This is a genomic window from Streptomyces araujoniae (genome assembly GCF_050871195.1).
In the GTDB taxonomy this organism is placed as follows: Bacteria; Actinomycetota; Actinomycetes; order Streptomycetales; family Streptomycetaceae; genus Streptomyces; species Streptomyces bacillaris.
The window spans coordinates 3,337,213-3,354,813 of the sequence record NZ_CP194070.1 but is presented as its reverse complement, the minus strand read 5'-3'; the positions used below and the strand labels follow the sequence as shown (position 1 = coordinate 3,354,813).

Annotated in this window: 16 protein-coding genes; 11 read left to right on the top strand and 5 right to left on the bottom strand. The window is 73.9% G+C overall.

Annotated features, from left to right (window positions below; translation table 11 throughout):
- Positions 1 to 119: 119 nt before the first annotated feature.
- A complete protein-coding gene (locus tag ACQ9ZG_RS14185; protein ID WP_109916834.1) occupies positions 120 to 1,241 on the top strand; it encodes an alpha/beta hydrolase in 1,122 nt (373 codons plus the stop codon).
- A 134-nt stretch (positions 1,242 to 1,375) separates the two neighbouring features.
- On the opposite strand, the gene ACQ9ZG_RS14180 is transcribed toward ACQ9ZG_RS14185, so the two are convergent.
- Positions 1,376 to 2,542, bottom strand: coding sequence for an ABC transporter ATP-binding protein (locus ACQ9ZG_RS14180; RefSeq protein WP_018489350.1), 1,167 nt, complete (start codon positions 2,540 to 2,542; stop codon positions 1,376 to 1,378).
- A 191-nt stretch (positions 2,543 to 2,733) separates the two neighbouring features.
- On the opposite strand from ACQ9ZG_RS14180, the gene ACQ9ZG_RS14175 reads away from it, so the two are divergent.
- The 4 genes from ACQ9ZG_RS14175 to ACQ9ZG_RS14160 all read left to right on the top strand — a co-directional run bounded on the left by ACQ9ZG_RS14175 (position 2,734) and on the right by ACQ9ZG_RS14160 (position 6,498).
- Positions 2,734 to 3,540: an ABC transporter permease gene (locus tag ACQ9ZG_RS14175; RefSeq protein WP_084994318.1), complete on the top strand. Its 807-nt coding sequence runs from the start codon at positions 2,734 to 2,736 to the stop codon at positions 3,538 to 3,540.
- A 3-nt stretch (positions 3,541 to 3,543) separates the two neighbouring features.
- Entirely contained in the window at positions 3,544 to 4,218 is a 675-nt protein-coding gene (locus tag ACQ9ZG_RS14170; protein WP_028416119.1) for an ABC transporter permease, read from the top strand.
- A 72-nt stretch (positions 4,219 to 4,290) separates the two neighbouring features.
- Positions 4,291 to 5,256 carry an ABC transporter substrate-binding protein gene (locus ACQ9ZG_RS14165; protein WP_028416120.1) on the top strand — a complete coding sequence of 322 codons (966 nt, stop codon included), beginning with the start codon at positions 4,291 to 4,293 and terminating at the stop codon, positions 5,254 to 5,256.
- 141 nt (positions 5,257 to 5,397) lie between these two features.
- Entirely contained in the window at positions 5,398 to 6,498 is a 1,101-nt protein-coding gene (locus ACQ9ZG_RS14160; RefSeq protein WP_168356892.1) for a hypothetical protein, read from the top strand.
- 18 nt (positions 6,499 to 6,516) lie between these two features.
- Here the strand turns inward: ACQ9ZG_RS14160 and ACQ9ZG_RS14155 are convergent, their stop codons facing one another.
- Both ACQ9ZG_RS14155 and ACQ9ZG_RS14150 read right to left on the bottom strand, forming a co-directional pair.
- Entirely contained in the window at positions 6,517 to 7,659 is a 1,143-nt protein-coding gene (locus ACQ9ZG_RS14155; protein ID WP_109914376.1) for an NADH-quinone oxidoreductase subunit D, read from the bottom strand.
- Between the two features lie 97 nt (positions 7,660 to 7,756).
- Positions 7,757 to 8,731: an SAM-dependent methyltransferase gene (locus tag ACQ9ZG_RS14150; RefSeq protein ID WP_499280608.1), complete on the bottom strand. Its 975-nt coding sequence runs from the start codon at positions 8,729 to 8,731 to the stop codon at positions 7,757 to 7,759.
- A 96-nt stretch (positions 8,732 to 8,827) separates the two neighbouring features.
- Between ACQ9ZG_RS14150 and ACQ9ZG_RS14145 the strand changes: the two genes are divergently transcribed.
- Together ACQ9ZG_RS14145 and ACQ9ZG_RS14140 are read left to right on the top strand one after the other, a co-directional pair.
- Complete coding sequence (locus ACQ9ZG_RS14145) at positions 8,828 to 10,030, top strand: sensor histidine kinase (protein WP_109916374.1); 1,203 nt, start codon at positions 8,828 to 8,830, stop codon at positions 10,028 to 10,030.
- A 62-nt stretch (positions 10,031 to 10,092) separates the two neighbouring features.
- Complete coding sequence (locus tag ACQ9ZG_RS14140) at positions 10,093 to 10,767, top strand: response regulator transcription factor (RefSeq protein ID WP_084994338.1); 675 nt, start codon at positions 10,093 to 10,095, stop codon at positions 10,765 to 10,767.
- 29 nt (positions 10,768 to 10,796) lie between these two features.
- On the opposite strand, the gene ACQ9ZG_RS14135 is transcribed toward ACQ9ZG_RS14140, so the two are convergent.
- Entirely contained in the window at positions 10,797 to 11,909 is a 1,113-nt protein-coding gene (locus ACQ9ZG_RS14135) for a DUF5937 family protein (protein WP_018489341.1), read from the bottom strand.
- Positions 11,910 to 12,013: 104 nt separating this feature from the next.
- On the opposite strand from ACQ9ZG_RS14135, the gene ACQ9ZG_RS14130 reads away from it, so the two are divergent.
- Entirely contained in the window at positions 12,014 to 12,208 is a 195-nt protein-coding gene (locus ACQ9ZG_RS14130; protein WP_028416126.1) for a hypothetical protein, read from the top strand.
- An 84-nt stretch (positions 12,209 to 12,292) separates the two neighbouring features.
- Here the strand turns inward: ACQ9ZG_RS14130 and ACQ9ZG_RS14125 are convergent, their stop codons facing one another.
- Positions 12,293 to 13,453 (bottom strand): threonine aldolase family protein, encoded by a 1,161-nt coding sequence (locus ACQ9ZG_RS14125; protein WP_499280606.1) that lies wholly within the window; start codon positions 13,451 to 13,453, stop codon positions 12,293 to 12,295.
- A gap of 180 nt (positions 13,454 to 13,633) precedes the next feature.
- Here ACQ9ZG_RS14125 and ACQ9ZG_RS14120 point away from each other — a divergent pair, with 180 nt between their 5' ends.
- From ACQ9ZG_RS14120 to ACQ9ZG_RS14110, 3 genes are all read left to right on the top strand, one after another.
- Positions 13,634 to 14,584, top strand: coding sequence for a Rossmann-like and DUF2520 domain-containing protein (locus ACQ9ZG_RS14120; RefSeq protein WP_028416128.1), 951 nt, complete (start codon positions 13,634 to 13,636; stop codon positions 14,582 to 14,584).
- 155 nt (positions 14,585 to 14,739) lie between these two features.
- Positions 14,740 to 15,909, top strand: a complete 1,170-nt coding sequence (gene panC, locus ACQ9ZG_RS14115; protein WP_499281602.1) for a pantoate--beta-alanine ligase — start codon at positions 14,740 to 14,742, stop codon at positions 15,907 to 15,909.
- Positions 15,906 to 17,597 (top strand): L-aspartate oxidase, encoded by a 1,692-nt coding sequence (locus ACQ9ZG_RS14110; RefSeq protein WP_109916590.1) that lies wholly within the window; start codon positions 15,906 to 15,908, stop codon positions 17,595 to 17,597. The genes panC and ACQ9ZG_RS14110 overlap by 4 nt, the downstream gene beginning before the upstream one ends.
- The last annotated feature ends 4 nt before the right edge of the window (positions 17,598 to 17,601 follow it).

Here is a 17,601-nt window from a genome sequence, read left to right as displayed (position 1 = left end):
GCTCTGTAGGACGGGCGTTGGATGGCGAGGGTTCATCCACATTCCGGAAATTTCCTGCCCACCCGGTGCGGAGAGCGCCCGCCGGGGGCGTCGATGAGAACGTGGAGAGAAGCTCACTCATGGGTCTCACCAGCAAGGTGGTTCTGGCGGTCGCGATCGCCTCGGCCGCGGCGTTGTTCGCCGCCACGGTCTGGCTCTGGCCACGCCTGGCCCGGCGGAGCGCCGCGGCCGTGACGGGCCGGGTGGGGCTGCTGCTGGCGACCCAGCTGACGCTGTTCGCCGCGGTCGGCCTGGCCGCCAACAACGCGTTCCTCTTCTACGGTTCCTGGGCCGACCTCCTCGGCCAGGAGCAGGAGCTGGGCGTGGTCACCGACCACCGGGACGGGGCGGCCGGCTCGCGCCACATGACGCGGATCGGCACGCAGAAGCCGGACGTCCCCGGCGGCGGGGTGCCGTCGGCGGGCGGGCGGATCGACCAGGTGGTGATCTCGGGGCGGCGGTCGGGCATCGAGTCACCGGCGTACGTCTACCTCCCCCCGGAGTACTTCCAGCCCGCCCACGCCGACCGGACCTTCCCGGCGGTCGTGGTGCTGACCGGCTACCCGGGGACGGCGGAGAACCTCCTCAAGGGCCTGCACTACCCGCGCACGGCGCACGAGCGGGTGAAGGCGGGCACGGCGCAGCCGATGATCCTGGTGATGCTGCGGCCGACGGTGGCCCCGCCCCGGGACACCGAGTGCGTGGACATCCCGAAGGGGCCGCGGACGGAGACGTTCTTCGCGGAGGACCTCCCGGAGGCGGTCGCGCAGACGTACCGGGTCGGGAAGCAGGCCCGTAACTGGGGGATCATCGGCAACTCGACCGGCGGCTACTGCGCGCTGAAGATCGGCCTGCACCACACGGACCGGTACGCGGCGAGCGCCGGGCTGTCGGCGTACTACAAGGCGGCCGAGGACCCGACGACCGGCGACCTGTTCCACGGGAACCAGGCGCTGCGGGACCGGGCGGACCTGATGTGGACGCTGGAGAACCGGCCGCCGTCCGGGGGGTCGTTCCTGGTGACGACGTCCAGGAAGGGCGAGGGGAACCTGAGGAGCACGATGGCGTTCATCGGCAAGGTGAAGGCGCCCGCGCGGGTCTCCTCGATCGTGCTGGAGAGCGGCGGGCACAACTTCACGACCTGGCGGCGGGAGATCCCGCCGGCCCTGGAGTGGCTGAGCGCGCGCCTCAGCGCGCGGTGACGCCCCCGGCCGCGCACGGAGGTCTCCGCGCGCGGCCACCGTCTCCCGCTCTCGCCCCGGCGTGCGGTGGGGTCCCGGGCGCCCCGGCTCTGGGGCCGGGCGTCCGCGCGGCAGGCGGCAGTCCGACGACGGTCCTACGCCGTGGCCACCGTCTCCACCGCCACCTCCGCGCGCGGCAGCGCCTGGGCGTCGGCGTCGATCGAGCGGCGCAGCGCCTCGTGCAGCCGGGCGGGGGTCAGGACGCCGAGGAACCGGCCCTCGCCCCCCTCGTCGATGACCGCGATCCACCCGGCGTCGTGCTGGAGCATGGTGGCGAACGCCTGCTTCAGCGGGGCGCCGAGCGGGAGCCAGGCCTCCATGCGGCGGGCGTGCTCCCGTACGGAGGCCGTGCCGTCGGCGGGGGTGTCGGCCGGGATCCAGCCGTGCAGGTTCTCCCGGCCGTCCAGGACCACCGCCCAGCGCGCGCCCTCGGAGCGGAGCCGGGCGGTGGCCTCCGCGAGGGTGTCGTCGAGGTGGACGACCGGGGGCCGGTCGAGGTCGCTCTCCTCGATCGGGGTGACCGAGAGCCGCTTGAGCCCCCGGTCGGCGCCGACGAAGTCGGCCACGTACGGGGTGGCGGGGGCGCCGAGGACGGTGGCGGGGGAGTCGAACTGCTCGATGCGGCCGTGCCCGTAGACGGCGATCCGGTCACCGAGGCGGACGGCCTCCTCGATGTCGTGGGTGACGAACAGGACGGTCTTGCGGACCTGGGCCTGGAGTTTCAGGAATTCGTTCTGGAGCCGCTCGCGGACCACCGGGTCGACCGCCCCGAAAGGCTCGTCCATCAGCAGGACGGGCGGATCGGCGGCCAGGGCGCGGGCCACACCGACGCGTTGGCGCTGTCCGCCGGAGAGCTGTTCCGGATAGCGGTCCCCGTATACGGAGGGGTCGAGTCCGACGAGGTCGAGGAGTTCGGCGGCGCGGGCGCGTCCCTTTCCGCGTTTCCAGCCCAGGAGGTGGGGGACGGTCGCGGTGTTCTCCAGGACGGTCTTGTGCGGGAAGAGGCCCACCTGCTGGATCACGTAGCCGATACGGCGGCGGAGTTCGACGGGGTCGATGGCGGATATGTCGTCCCCGTCCAGGAATATCGTGCCCTCGGTCGGTTCGATCAGCCGGTTCACCATCTTCATGGTGGTCGTCTTGCCGCAGCCGGAAGGTCCGACGAGCGTGACCAGTTCGCCCTCGGCGACCTCGAAGGAAAGGTCGTCGACGGCGGTGGTGCCGTCCGCGTACCGCTTGGTGACGTGCTCGAAACGGATCATGGGTCCCCATTGTGGCGGGCGTTTCGTGAAGGGCGTGTTGCCGGAATGCGACAGCCTCCGCGATTGTCAGTGGTCGAGGATAGGCTCGCCAGACATCCGTTCGACATCGGGCGCGACGGGGAACACGGCGGAACGCGCCGCGGAATACGGGCGCCACGGGGCATCACAGGGAATCGGGAGGTGGGGGCCGGATGGCCGGAGCGAACTGCCTGGCGACGAACGACTGGATCTGCGGCGAGTATCTGCGCTCCCGCAGCCAGGAGTTGACCGACGCCACCGTGCAGCACATCGGGATCACCGTGGTCTCGGTGCTCATCGGGCTCGCGGTCGCCTTCCCGCTGGCGCTGCTCGCCCGCCGGGGCCGCGGCTTCGCGGGGCCGGTGCTCGGGCTGACGACGGTCCTCTACACGGTGCCCTCGCTGGCGATGTTCTCGCTGCTGCTGCCGCTGTTCGGGCTCTCCGCCGCGCTCGTCGTCACGGGCCTGGTGCTCTATTCGCTGACCATCCTCGTGCGGAACATCCTGGCCGGTCTCGAAGCGGTCCCCCAGGAGGCCAAGGAGGCTGCCCGGGGCATGGGGTACGGGCCGTGGCGGCTGCTGTGGGAGGTGGAGCTGCCGCTCGCGCTGCCCGCGCTGATGGCGGGGCTGCGCATAGCCACCGTGTCGACGGTCGCGCTGACCACGGTCGGTTCGCTCGTCGGCAAGGGGGGCCTCGGCAATCTCATCGAGGACGCGCTGCCGAGCTTCTTCAAGGCCCAGGTGCTCACCGCCTCCGTGCTCTGCGTCCTCCTCGCGATCACCGCCGACCTGCTGCTCCTGGGCCTTCAGCGGCTGCTGACGCCCTGGACGCGTATACCGGCGGCGACGGGGGAGACGCGTACGGGCGGCGTGGGCGGGCCGAAGGGCTCGCCCGGTGCTCCGGGCGGTGCCGCAGGCGGTCCGGGCGGTTCCGGCGGTCCGGCGGGGATACCCGCCCCGGCGAAGGTGGAGGCGGGCTGACCCGTGGGAGTCATCGGCGACGCCTGGACCTGGCTCACCACCGGGACCAACTGGTCGGGCGACGGCGGCGCCGCCCAGCGCCTCGGCGAGCATCTGTTCGTGAGCGGGGCCGCCCTCGCGGTGGCCTGCGCCATCGCCCTGCCGATCGCCCTCTGGCTGGGCCACATCGGCAAGGGCGGCGCGCTCGCGGTCAACATCTCCAACGTGGGGCGGGCCGTCCCGGTCTTCGCGGTGCTGGCCCTCTTCATGCTCACGCCCCTGCGCAACTCCGGGTACTGGCCGACGGTCATCGCGCTGGTGCTCTTCGCCGTACCGCCGCTGCTGACCAACGCCTACGTGGGGATGCGGGAGGTGGACCGGTCCGTGGTGGAGGCCGCCCGGGGCATGGGGATGTCCGGCGCGCAGCTCTTCGTCCGGGTCGAGCTGCCGCTCGCCTACCCGTTGATCATGACCGGACTGCGCTCCGCCGCCGTCCAGGTCGTGGCCACCGCCTCGATCGCCGCCATGGTCGGCCTCGGCGGCCTCGGCCGGATCATCACCGCCGGGTTCAACACCTACGACACCGCCCAGGTCTTCGCGGGCGCGGTCCTGGTCGCCGCGCTGGCCCTGCTGGTGGAAGGGGCGCTGGTGGCGCTGGACCGGGCCCTGTCCCCGCTGCGCCGCCGCCGGCCCGCCTGAGCACGCACCCCGCGCCCCACCCCCCACTTCTTCAACTGGTCACTTTTCCTCTGTTCGGACGGAGAGCAACACATGAGCAGGACCTCGCGGATAGCCGGAGCGGTCATCGGCATGGTGGCGCTGGCAGGGTCGTTGGCGGCCTGCGGCGGCGACACCCTGGAGCAGGAGGGGAGCGGCTCCTCGGGCGGCGACGGCAAGAAGGGCTCGCTCGTCGTCGGCTCGGCCGCCTTCACCGAGTCCAAGGTGCTCGCCGAGCTGTACGCCCGGATCCTGGGCGACGCCGGATACAGCACCTCGGTCACCACGGTGAAGAACCGTGAGCTGTACGAACCCTCCCTGGAGAAGGGCGAGATCGACGTCGTCCCCGAATACGCGGCCACCATCACCGAATTCCTCAACGCCAAGGTGAACGGGGCGGACAAGGCCCAGAACAACCCCCTCGCCTCCCCCGACACCGCCGCCACGGTCGCCGCCCTGGAGAAGCTCGCCGGTCCGCTGGGTCTCAAGGTGCTCCCGGCCGGTAAGGCCGTCGACCAGAACGCCTTCGCGGTATCCGAGGAATTCGCCGCGAAGCACAACCTCAAGACCCTTTCCGACCTCGGGAAGTCGAAGCTCAAGGTGAAGATCGCGGCGGGCGACGAGTGCGAGGTGCGGCCCTTCTGCGCACCCGGTCTGAAGAAGACGTACGGCATCGACGTGACGGGTATCGACCCCAAGGGCGTCGGCACCCCGCAGTCCAAGCAGGCCGTCCGGGACGGCAAGGTCGAGCTGGTCCTGACGACGACCACCGACGCGGTGCTGGACGGGCTGGTGTTCCTGGAGGACGACAAGAAGCTCCAGAACGCCGACAACGTCCTGCCGGTCCTCAACGCCGAGGACGCGGGTGCCCCGGAGATCGCCGCCGCGCTGCAGAAGCTCACCGACGCGCTCACCACGGAGGATCTCGCCGAGCTGAACCGCAAGGTCGACGCCGAGCGCGCGAAGCCCGCCGATGTGGCCAAGGAGTATCTGGAGTCGAAGGGTCTGATCGAGAAGTAGGCGCGGCCCGGCCGCGGTGTGCTTGATCGACGGCTTTTTCGATCAAGGAACAGGGGGTTTCGGGGGGCCGTCGGGTAACCACCCGGGAAAGATTGCCGGGCGGCCCCCCAAGTAGCGCGTACACACGGTAAATTTCAGGCCATGCCACGAGGACGCCACCGCCATTCGCCGCCCCTTCACAGAATCCTGCCGCCCTCCGTGGTGGCGGGAGTGTCGGTCGTCGGCGCCACCGGCGCCTGGTTCCTGGCCGAACCCCTCGTGCTGCGCGGTCTGGTGGCCGCCGTGGCCGCCGCCGCGCTGACCGGCGCGTACCTGATGCGCAGCTGGGACCGGGCCGCGGGGCTGCGGGTCGCCGAGCTGACCCGGGCCCGCACCCGGGACGAGTGGCGGGCCGAGGAGCGCATAGCCGAGCTGGAGCAGGACCTGGAGGAGTCGCGCGAGCTGCGCACCCGTCTGGAGACCAAGCTCCGCCGCAAGCGCGTCGAACTGGCCGGACTGCGCGGCGAGCACGCGGGGCTGCTCCGCCGGTACGCCAACGCCGAGACCGAGCGGGCCAGCGCGCTGGAGGGCCGCAGGCAGCTCGCCATCGAGTCGTCCGCCCCGGCCCCCGAGCTGACCGCCGGACGGTCGACGCCCACCCCGGACGCCTACCGCCGCGCCGACGAGGCCCTGCGGAACCTCAGCCGTAACGCCGCCCGCCAGGAGGCCCGCCGCGCCGCGGAAGTGGCCCAGCAGCTGCTCGCCTCGAAGCAGGCCGCGAAGAAGGACCCGGCGCAGGGTCCGGAGAAGCGCGCGGAGGGGGAAGGCCCGCAGGGGAAGGACGCGGCGGCCACCGGGGCGGACGAGCACCGCCAGAGCCGCCCGTCGACCGCCCCGCCCGCCCCGGCCCCGCAACTCCCGGCCCCGGCCCCCGCCTCCCCGCTCCCGGCCTCCGCCGCACCCGTCCACGTACCGCGTACGGTCCCCGCCGCCTCGGCCGTCGTGCCGTACGCGGCGGCCCGCCGCCACCTGGTCCCCCAGGGCAGCTTCGACTTCTTCGGCACGCAGAACGGCCAGAAGGCGAAGGCCGCCATCGAGTCCGTGCAGAACGAGGACCTCGCGGACGTCGTCGGCGAGGAGGCGCTCGCCGTCCACCGCACGGGTGCGGCGCAGCACCGGGCCGTCGGCAAGGTCATCGACCTCACCGCGCACGACGAGACCGAGCAGATCGACGTGGCGGAGCTGCGCGGCGCGGTCTCCTGAGGAACCCGCCGGCCGCTCCTACTTGTCGATGTCCCCGACGACGAAGAAGAGCGAGCCCAGGATCGCCACCATGTCGGAGACCAGCGTCCCCGGCAGCAGTTCGGTGAGCGCCTGGATGTTGTTGAAGGACGCCGAGCGCAGCTTCAGCCGGTACGGGGTCTTCTCGCCCTTGGAGACCAGGTAGTAGCCGTTGACGCCGAGCGGGTTCTCCGTCCAGGCGTACGTGTGGCCCTCGGGCGCCTTCAGCACCTTGGGCAGCCGCTGGTTGACCGGCCCCGGCTCCAGCCCGGCCAGCCGGTCCAGGCAGGCGTCGGCCAGCTCCAGGGAGTTCAGGGTCTGCTCCAGCAGGCATTCGAACCGGGCCAGGCAGTCGCCCTCGGACCGGGTCACCACCTCCAGGGTGTCCAGCAGCTCCCCGTAGGCGAGATACGGCTCGTCGCGCCGCAGGTCGAAGTCGACGCCCGAGGCGCGCGCGATCGGCCCCGACACCCCGTACGCGTGCACCGCGCCGGCGGAGAGCACGCCGATCCCGCGGGTACGGCCCCGGAAGATCTCGTTGCCGAGGACCAGGTCCTCGTACACGTCCATCCGGGAGCGGACCGAGGCGACGGCCTCGCGGACCCGGCCGGTCCAGCCCGCCGGGACGTCCTCCTTGAGCCCGCCGACCCGGTTGAACATGTAGTGCATCCGGCCGCCGGAGACCTCCTCCATCACCGTCTGCAGCTCCTCGCGCTCGCGGAAGGCGTGGAAGACCGGGGTGATGCCGCCGAGTTCGAGGGGGTAGGAGCCGAGGAACATCAGGTGGTTGAGGACCCGGTTCAGCTCGGCGAGCAGCGTCCGCGTCCAGACCGCGCGCTCGGGGACCTCCATGCCGAGCATCCGCTCGACGGCCATCACGACGCCCAGCTCGTTGGAGAAGGCGGAGAGCCAGTCGTGGCGGTTGGCGAGCATGACGATCTGCCGGTAGTCGCGCGCCTCGAAGAGCTTCTCCGCGCCCCGGTGCATATAGCCGATGACCGGCTCGGCGTGCTGGATCCGCTCACCGTCCAGGACGATCCGGAGCCGGAGCACGCCGTGCGTGGAGGGGTGCTGCGGGCCGATGTTCAGCACCATGTCGGTGCTCTCCGCCGCGCCGCCGATGCCGATGGTCGTCTCCGTCATGGGGCCAGTATTCCCTGCCCGGCCCCGCGGCAGGGGCGGTCACCCGGTCCCGCCGTCACCCCCTCGCCGTGCGCTCACCCGCCCCTGCCCCCAGGGGTCACCCCACCCGGTGCAGCAGCCACCCGAAGTCGCCCAGGCCGCCGCGCGCGGTCAGCTCGGCCGCCTCGCCCGCCGCCGCCAGCGCCCGTACGTACGCCGCCGGGTCGGAGGCGGCCAGGGCGAGCGCCGGGCGCTCCCCGGAAACCCCCAGCCGCCCGAGCGCCGTCCGCTGGTCCGTCAGCTCCACCGCCCCCGGGCCCGCCCCCGCCGCGCACGCGTCCAGCGCCACATGGGCGGTCAGGTCGCAGGAGCCGTCCGGCACCGGGCGCACCTCCCGCCCGCTCCGGAAGCCGGTCAGCGTCCCGAACGGCGGCCGTTCGCCGCGTACGTGCGCGTAGTCCACCGCCACCGCGAGCCCGGCCTCCAGCGACCCCACCGCCCCCGCCCACGCCGCGTCCCGGGGCCGCCCGATCTCCGCCCGCTCGCCCGGCGCCGACAGCGGCCACCACCGCTCCAGCCACTCCGCGTCCGCCCCGGTCACCGGCGCACCCAGCCGCTCGGCCCCGTCCGAGGTCCGCACCCGGACGTACCGGGCGACCCCCTCCCCGTCCACCTCCGCCACCTCGACCGGCACGTTGTCCAGCCACTCGTTGGCGAACAGCAGCCCGCGCACCCCCCGGGGCGGCTCGGCGCACCAGCGCACGCGCGGGTCGAGCCCCGGCGGACGGGCGGCGACCTCCACCCCGTACGGGATCACCTCCAGCCCCTCGGGGGCGGCGGCGAGCACCCCGGTCAGCAACTCACCGCGCCCCGCGCCCACATCGACCAGCGCCACCGTCCCCGTGCCCAGCTCCGCCGCGGTCGAGGCCAGCAGCCGGGCCACCGCCCGGGCGAAGAGGGGTGAGGCGTGGACCGACGTACGGAAGTGGCCCGCCGGCCCCTCCGGGCTGCGGACCGGGCTCCGGTAGAAGCCCTCGTCCCCGTAGAGCGCGGTCCGCGCCGCCGCCCGCCATCCGCGCCACTCCTCCGTCATGTGGGCAAGTCTCCACCTTGGGGAGTACGGTCCCAGGATCTGGATCGGCCCTCCGGTTGACCCGGGCACCTATCCGCTGTCCTTACGCTGGGCTACGTGCAGCGCCTCTACGATTTTCTCCGCAGACACCCGACGGGCGTCGACGTCTTCTGGGCGGTCGTCCTCCTCGGGCTCTCCGGCATGTCGCTGGCGTCGGGCATGTACGACGCCGGGCGCGAGGAGATCGTGGCGATCCCGGTCGCGTTCGGGCTCTCCACGGTGGTGGCCCTGCGCCGGCGGCTCCCGGAGAAGATGCTGCTGCTCGCCATCGCGGTGGGGCTCTGCCAGCTGCTCTTCGACGTCCGGCCGGGCATCGGCAACTTCGCGATGCTGGTGATCACCTTCACGGTGGCGACGATCGGGGAGCGCTGGGCCTCCCGGCTCGCCCTGGTCTGCTCCCTGAGCGCGGCCGCCCTGTCGCAGCTGCGCTGGGAGGCCGAGCCGGGCGGCTCCTGGCCGCAGCAGGTCTTCGTGACGGTGATCATGACGGTGCCGTTCGTGCTGGCCTGGGTGATGGGCGACTCGCTGCGCACCCGGCGGGCCTACTTCAGCCAGCTGGAGGAGCGGGCCGCCCGGCTGGAGCGGGAGCGCGAGGCGCAGTCCAAGGTCGCGGTCGCCGCCGAGCGGGCCCGGATCGCCCGGGAGCTGCACGACGTCGTCGCGCACAACGTCTCGGTGATGGTGGTCCAGGCCGACGGCGCGGCGTATGTGATGGACACGGCCCCCGACCAGGCCCGGCAGGCGCTGACCACGATCTCCTCCACCGGCCGGCAGGCGCTGGCCGAGATGCGGCGGCTGCTGGGGGTGCTGCGGACGGGGGACGCCCCGGAGAGCGGGGAGTACGTCCCGCAGCCCGACGTGGAGCAGATCGAGGAGCTGATCGAGCAGGTCCGCAGGACGGGCCTGGCGGTGGACTTCAAGGTGGAGGGCACCGCCCGTCCACTGCCGAGCGGCGTGGAGCTGACCGCGTACCGCATCGTGCAGGAGGCCCTCACCAACACCCGCAAGCACGGCGGCCCGGACGCCGGGGCCAGCGTCCGGCTGGTCTACTTCGACGACGGCCTCGGGCTGCTGGTCGAGGACGACGGCCGGGGCGCGGCGCACGAGCTGTACGAGGACGGCGGCGCGGACGGGGCCGGGCACGGGATGATCGGGATGCGGGAGCGGGTCGGCATGGTCGGCGGCACCCTGGACGCCGGGCCGCGGCCCGGCGGCGGCTTCCGGATCAGCGCGCTGCTGCCGCTGAAACCGGCCGAGTAGCATCCCGCCCCACCCGTTCCCGGCGACTTCTCGCCACCCATACAGGACAGGACACAGACCCCATGGCCATCCGCGTGATGCTCGTCGACGACCAGGTGCTTCTCCGTACGGGCTTCCGCATGGTCCTGGCCGCCCAGCCGGACATGGAGGTGGTGGCGGAGGCCGGGGACGGCGCCGAGGCGATCGAGATCCTGCGCTCGACGGCCGTGGACGTGGTGCTGATGGACGTCCGTATGCCCCGGCTGGACGGGGTGGAGGCGACCAGCCGGATCTGCGCGCGGCCGAACCCGCCGAAGGTGCTGATCCTGACGACGTTCGACCTGGACGAGTACGCCTTCTCCGGGCTGAAGGCGGGGGCCAGCGGCTTCATGCTCAAGGACGTGCCCCCGGCCGAGCTGCTCTCCGCGATCCGCTCGGTGCACAGCGGTGACGCGGTCGTCGCGCCCTCCACCACCCGTCGGCTGCTCGACCGGTTCTCCCCGATGCTGCCCAGCAGCGAGAAGGAGCCGAGGAACAAGCACATCGAGAAGCTCACCGAGCGCGAGCGCGAGGTGATGCTCCTGGTGGCGCAGGGCCTCTCGAACGGCGAGATCGCCTCCCGCCTGGTCCTCTCCGAGGCCACGGTCAAGACCCACGTCGGCCGCATCCTCACCAAGCTGAGCCTGCGCGACCGGGTCCAGGTCGTCGTCCTCGCCTACGAGACGGGGCTGGTCCGCGCGGGCGGCGGCGCGGGCTGACCCCCCCCCGGGGGGGCGTGGGGCCCGGCTCACCGCAGCACGCCCTCCAGGAAGTCGCTGCCCAGGCGGGCGACGACCGTGACGTCCAGCTGGTGCAGTACGTAACGGCCCCGGCGGCGCGTCGTGATCAGCCCCGCCTTCTTGAGCACCGACAGATGCCGGGAGACCTCGGGCGCGGTGATGCTGTGCGACTCGGCCAGTTCGCCGGTGGTGTACGGGGAGCGGGCGAGGTTGCGGCACAGCCGCATCCGCATCGGGTGGGCCAGGGCCTCCATCCGGCGCTGGAGCAGCTCCACGGAGGCGGGGGTCGGCAGGTCGGGCATCCGGACCGGGTAGTGGAGCACCGGCCGCCAGCCGGGGGCGTGCAGCACCATCAGATGGGGCCAGCCGAAGGTGCTGGGCATCAGGGTGAGGCCGGAGCCGACGTCCGGGTCGACGGCGGTGGTGCGGCCCTCGGCCAGCTTGTCGACGGTGATCCTGCCCGCCTCCTCGTCCACGGTGAGCGCGGCGGAGACCGCCCCGACCGCCTCCGCGAGGCCCTTGTGCCGCAGCAGCTCCGTCTTGTGCCGGGCGTCCGCGACCAGCTGGACCGAGACCCGGCGCCAGGTGTCCGCGAAGAACGCCTGGTCCAGGTCCTCGAAGAGCCGCCGCAGCCAGCGGCGTACGGGAGCGGGGTCGGCCAGCAGCCGCTGGGTGAAGTCCACCTGGCGCGGGCCCCGGGCGGCCGCCATGTCCAGGGCGCGGGTCCGCATCGCCGGGTCCGAGAGCGGGGATGCGGCGCCCGCCCCGTACACACAGCTGCAGGTGAACTCCAGGGCCGCCGTCACGAACCGCTCGTCGTCCAGCCGGTCCAGGAGGTCCAGGTCCTCCGCCAGGGTCGCCCCGGTCCGGCCGTCGCCCCCGCGGATCCCGGCGAACGGCATGAAGACGTCCGAGAAGGTGTTCCGCCAGAGGAACTCCGCCTCCATCAGCCGGTCCGCGAGATCGGGCTCCAGCCCGGCCGCCGTCGCGGTGGCCCAGCCGTGCACCCCGGGGTGGTGCCCCGGCTCGGAGAGCGCGTGCAGGGCGACGCCCAGCTCGGCCAGGGGCGAGGTCGCGAATTCGATGCGGTCGGGGGTCAGGCCCGCGATGTCTATGTGCACGCTCACCCGTCCATGGTGCGGGTACGGGGACCGGGCCGTCGTTCCGTTTGACGGTGGCCGTCAATCAACGCGCGGACCCGCCGTGACCTGCGCACGCTGGATGCATGGACGCCATCCAGCAGCACATGCTCGACACCTACCGCGCGGCCCGGCTGGGCGAGCCCGCCCCGCCCCCGCCGGGCCGCCACGACCGCAGGACCCTGCGCGACCTCTACCGCCACTGGCTGACCCACCCGCCGACACAGGACAGGCCGGTGCGGGGATCGAGGCCGGGGAGATCCAGCCCGTCCGGTGCTTGAGGCCGGGGAGATCCAGCCAGTCCGGCGTTTGAGGACGGAACCCGAGGGCGGGGACCGTCCACTCGGCAAGGCCCCGGCAACCCCCTACGCCGGTAGCAGCTCCACGAACCCGGCCACCGCCTCCCGCACGTCCTCCGCCGACCACTCCAGCCCCGCCCCGGCGACCGTCACCTCCGTGACCGACACCCCCGGCGGCAGCCCGGCCGCCCCCGGAGCCCCCTCCGACCAGCTCCGGAAGAGCGTCACGCCGGTCTCCTCCGCCTGCCGCAGCGACGCCTCGTCCAGCACCCCGGCCCCGTACGGCAGCCAGACCTGGAACTGGTGCGTGTGCGGCGGCTCCGGGTTGACCCGGAACCACGGCACCCCGGCCGCCGCGAACCCCTCCGCCATCGCCCCGGCCACCACCTTCGCGTGGGCCACGTACGACGGCAGCCGGGGCAGCTCCCGGTCCAGGCCGATGAGGGCGGAGAGCGCAGCGGGGTACTGCTGGAAGAGCTGCCCCCCGTACCGGTGACGCCACACCCGGGCCTCCTCCACCAGCGCCGAGGGCCCCGCCAGCGCCGCCCCCGACAGCCCGTCGAGCGACTTGTAGAAGGACACGTACACGCTGTCCGCGAGCCCCGCGATCTCCTCCAGGCCCCGCCCGAAGTGCGGACCGCACTCCCAGAGCCGCGCCCCGTCCAGGTGGACCACCGCGTCCCGCTCCCGGGCCGCCGCCACGGTCGCCTCCAGCTCGTCCCAGGTGGGCAGCGCGAACCCGGCGTCCCGCAGCGGCAGCTCCAGCATCAGTGTGCCGAACGGCTCCGGGTGGTCCCGCACCTCCTGCGCGCTCGGCATCCGGGGCGCGGAGGTCGGGTGGACCGTGCGCAGCCCGCTCACGGCCGCCAGCGCCCCCTGCTCGTGCAGCTCCGGGTGGGCCAGCGGGTGCAGCGCCACCGTGGCGTCGCCCGTCCGCCCCGCCCAGCACCGCAGCGCGACCTGCTGGGCCATGGTCCCGGTCGGGAAGAACGCCGCCGCCTCCGTCCCCAGCAGCCCGGCCACCCGCCGCTCCAGCTCCGCGACGACCCCGCCCCCGTACACATCCACCGCGCTGTCCGGATCGTGTACGGAACCGGCCCCGGCCGCCAGCGCCGCGAGCCCCTCGCCCACCGTGCCGTCCGTGGACCGGCGGGCCAGCACCCGGTGGGATCCGCGCCAGGCGGCGAGTCGGCGCCGCCGCTGCTCCTGCTCATCGATGGCTGTCATGGGACGATCATCCCCCGGACCCCGCACGGCACGCCCGTGTGTTTCTCCGACCGGTCCGCCCCGCCCCGCGGAGTTATCCACAGGCTGTGGGCGGCGGGCGTGCTCCGTCGAAACGCTGGCGTAGCATGCAGAGAAATCGTCCGGTACCCCCCGCGGACTGGAACGGAAGGCCATCGCCGCGTGAATACGACAGTTCCGAAGGAACCCCTCGACGCGAGGGACCGCCCCGCCCGCCTCACCGTCGGCGTCGTGGGAGCGGGCCGCGTCGGTCCCGCACTCGCCGCCGCGCTCCAGCTGGCCGGCCACCGCCCGGTGGCCGTCTCCGGGGTCTCCGACGCCTCCCGGCGCCGGGCGGCCGCGCTTCTCCCCGATGTGCCCGTCGTGACGCCCGCCGAGGTGCTGGCCCGCGCCGAGCTGGTCCTGCTGACCGTCCCCGACGACGCGCTGCCGGGGCTGGTGGAGGGGCTCGCGGAGACCGGGGCCGTACGGCCGGGACAGCTCCTCGTCCACACCTCCGGGCGGTACGGGGCCCGGGTCCTGGACCCCGCGCTGCGGGCCGGGGCCCTGCCGCTGGCGCTCCACCCGGCGATGACGTTCACCGGCACCTCCGTCGACGTCCAGCGGCTCGCGGGGTGCTCCTTCGGGGTCACCGCCCCCGATGAGCTGCGGCTCGCCGCCGAGGCGCTGGTCATCGAGATGGGCGGCGAGCCCGAGTGGATCGCGGAGGAGTCCCGTCCGCTCTACCACGCGGCTCTCGCCCTGGGCGCGAACCACCTGGTCACCCTGGTAGCGGAGGCGATGGAGCTGCTGGCCAAGGCCGGGGTCACCGCCCCGGACCGGATGCTCGGCCCACTCCTCGGCGCCGCCTTGGACAACGCCCTGCGCTCCGGCGACGCGGCGCTGACCGGCCCGGTGGCCCGGGGCGACGCGGGCACGGTCGCCGCCCATGTCTCGGAGCTGCGCGCCCACGCCCCCCAGATGGTCGGCGGCTATCTCGCGATGGCCCGCGCCACGGCCGACCGGGCCCTGGCCCACGGCCTGCTCAAGCCGGAGCTGGCGGAGGACCTGCTCGTCGCCCTGGCCGACCAGGAGAGCCGGCCGGGCTCCACCGGACCGGGGGAGACCCGATGACGACCACCGGGCACGACCCCCAGGACGCGGACCCGACGGACACGGCAGGCCTGACGGGTGCCACGGTCTCCCGGGACGCGGACACGACGGGTACGGCAGGCCTGATGGGTGCCGCGGTTCCCCGGGGCGCGGGCACGACGGGCCCGACGGGTGCCATGGTCTCCCGGGGCTCGGACACGACGGGCGTAACGGTCCCCCGGGACGCGGACACGAGGGGCACGACGGGCGCCGCGGTCTCCCGGGGCTCGACCCCCGAGGCCTCCGGAGATCCGGACACCGAAAGCCACACCGCCCCCGCCCCCGCCCCTGCGCCCGCCACCGCCCTCCTCCGCACCGCCGCCGAGCTGGACGCGCTGCCCCGTCCCGCCGGGGCCGAGCGGGTCGTCGTCATGACCATGGGCGCCCTCCACGAGGGGCACGCCACCCTCGTCCGGGCCGCCCGGCAGGCGGCGGGTCCGGACGGGCAGGTCGTGGTGACCGTCTTCGTCAACCCGCTCCAGTTCGGGGAGGCGGCCGACCTCGACCGCTACCCGCGCACCCTGGACGCCGATCTGGCCACCGCCTCCGCCGCGGGCGCCGACGCGGTCTTCGCCCCCGGCGTGGACGAGGTCTACCCCGGCGGCGAGCCCCAGGTCCGGATCACCGCGGGCCCGATGGGCGAGCGGCTCGAAGGGGCCTCCCGCCCCGGCCACTTCGACGGCATGCTCACCGTCGTCGCCAAGCTCCTCCACCTCACCCGCCCCGACGAGGCGCTCTACGGGCAGAAGGACGCCCAGCAGCTCGCCCTCATCCGCCGCATGGTCCGCGACCTGAACTTCCCGGTCCGGATCACCGGCGTGCCCACCGTCCGGGACGCGGACGGCCTCGCGCTCTCCAGCCGCAACCGTTTCCTCTCCCCGCAGGAGCGGCACACCGCCCTCGCCCTCTCGCACGCCCTGTTCGCCGCGCGGGACCGCCTCGCCGCCCAGCAGGCCCTGCACGAACGCGCCCTGGCCACCGCCCCCGGCTCCGGCGCCGACCGGGCCGCCGGGCTCAACCGGCTCGGTGAGGCGCGGGCCGCCGCCGACGCCCAGGCCGTGGCCCTGGCCCGGCCCAACGGGGCGCCCGCCGCCGTCCGGGCCACCGCCCGCGCGATCCTGGACGAGGCGGCGGCCCGCGACCGGCACCCGCTGGTCCTGGACTACCTGGCGCTGGTGGACCCGGCGGACTTCACCGAGATCCCCGACGACCGCGAGAGCGGGGAGGCGGTCCTCGCCGTCGCCGCCCGGGTCGGGGAGACCCGCCTCATCGACAACATCCCCCTCACCTTCGGAGCCCTCACGTGACCGGAATACGGCTGACCGCCCCCGCCCCCGGCTGGGCCATCGACGCGGACGTCGTGGTGGTCGGCTCCGGGGTCGCCGGTCTCACCACCGCCCTGCGCTGCGCCGCCGCCGGCCTGGACACCGTGGTCGTCACCAAGGCCCGGCTCGACGACGGCTCGACCCGCTGGGCCCAGGGCGGCATCGCCGCCGCGCTCGGCGAGGGCGACACCCCCGAGCAGCATCTCGCCGACACCCTGGTCGCGGGCGCGGGCCTCTGCGACGAGGAGGCCGTACGGACCCTGGTCACCGAGGGCCCCGACGCCGTCCGCAGACTGATCACCACCGGCGCCCACTTCGACACCACCGACAGCGGCGACATAGCGCTCACCCGCGAGGGCGGCCACCACCGCCGCCGCATCGCCCACGCGGGCGGCGACGCGACCGGCGCCGAGATCTCCCGCGCCCTGGTCGAGGCGGTCCGCGCGGCCGCCCTCCGCATCATCGAGAACGCGCTCGTCCTGGACCTCCTCACCGACGCCGAAGGCCGTACGGCGGGGGTCTCGCTCCACGTCATGGGCGAGGGCCAGCACGACGGCGTCGGCGCGGTCCGGGCCCCCTCGGTCGTCCTCGCCACCGGGGGCATGGGCCAGGTCTTCTCCGCCACCACCAACCCGTCGGTCTCCACCGGCGACGGCGTGGCGCTGGCGCTCCGGGCCGGGGCGGAGGTCTCGGACCTGGAGTTCGTCCAGTTCCACCCGACGGTCCTCTTCCTCGGCGCCGACTCCGAGGGCCAGCAGCCGCTGGTCTCCGAGGCGGTACGGGGCGAGGGCGCCCACCTCGTCGACGCCACCGGCACCCGCTTCATGCTGGGGCAGCACGAGCTGGCCGAGCTGGCCCCGCGCGACATCGTCGCCAAGGCCATCACCCGGCGGATGCACGAGCACGGCACCGAGCACATGTACCTCGACGCCCGGCACTTCGGCGCGCGGATGTGGGAGCAGCGCTTCCCCACCATCCTGGCCGCCTGCCGGGCCCACGGCATCGACCCCGTCACCGAGCCGGTCCCGGTCGCCCCCGCCGCGCACTACGCCTCCGGCGGCATCCGCACCGACCTGCGCGGCCGCACGACCGTCCCCGGTCTGTACGCCTGCGGCGAGGTCGCCTGCACGGGCGTGCACGGGGCCAACCGGCTGGCGTCGAACTCCCTCCTGGAGGGCCTGGTCTTCGCCGAGCGCATCGCCGCCGACATCGCGGAGACCCGCCCGCCCCGTACGGAACCGGCCGAGGCCCCCGGCGACGCGGACGCCCCCGTCCCGCTGCTCGCCCCCGAGGCGCGTACGGCGATCCAGCGCACCATGACCCGGGGCGCCGGAGTCCTCCGCTCCGCCGAGAGCCTGGCCGCCGCCGCCGAGGAGCTGGAGGCCCTGCACCGCAGCGCCGCCGCCGACGCGGACGACCCCGAACCCAAGGTCGCCGTCCCCGGCGTCGACACCTGGGAGGTCACCAACCTGCTGCTGGTCTCCCGGGTCCTGGTCGCCGCCGCCCGGGAGCGCGAGGAGACCCGCGGCTGCCACTGGCGCGAGGACCGGCCCGACCGCGACGACGAGCACTGGCGCCGCCACCTGGTCGTCCGGACCGCCGCCGACCGCACGCCGGTCGTCCGCCGTACGGAGACCGCCGCATTCCCGCCCGTACGCCCGGCGGATTGACCAG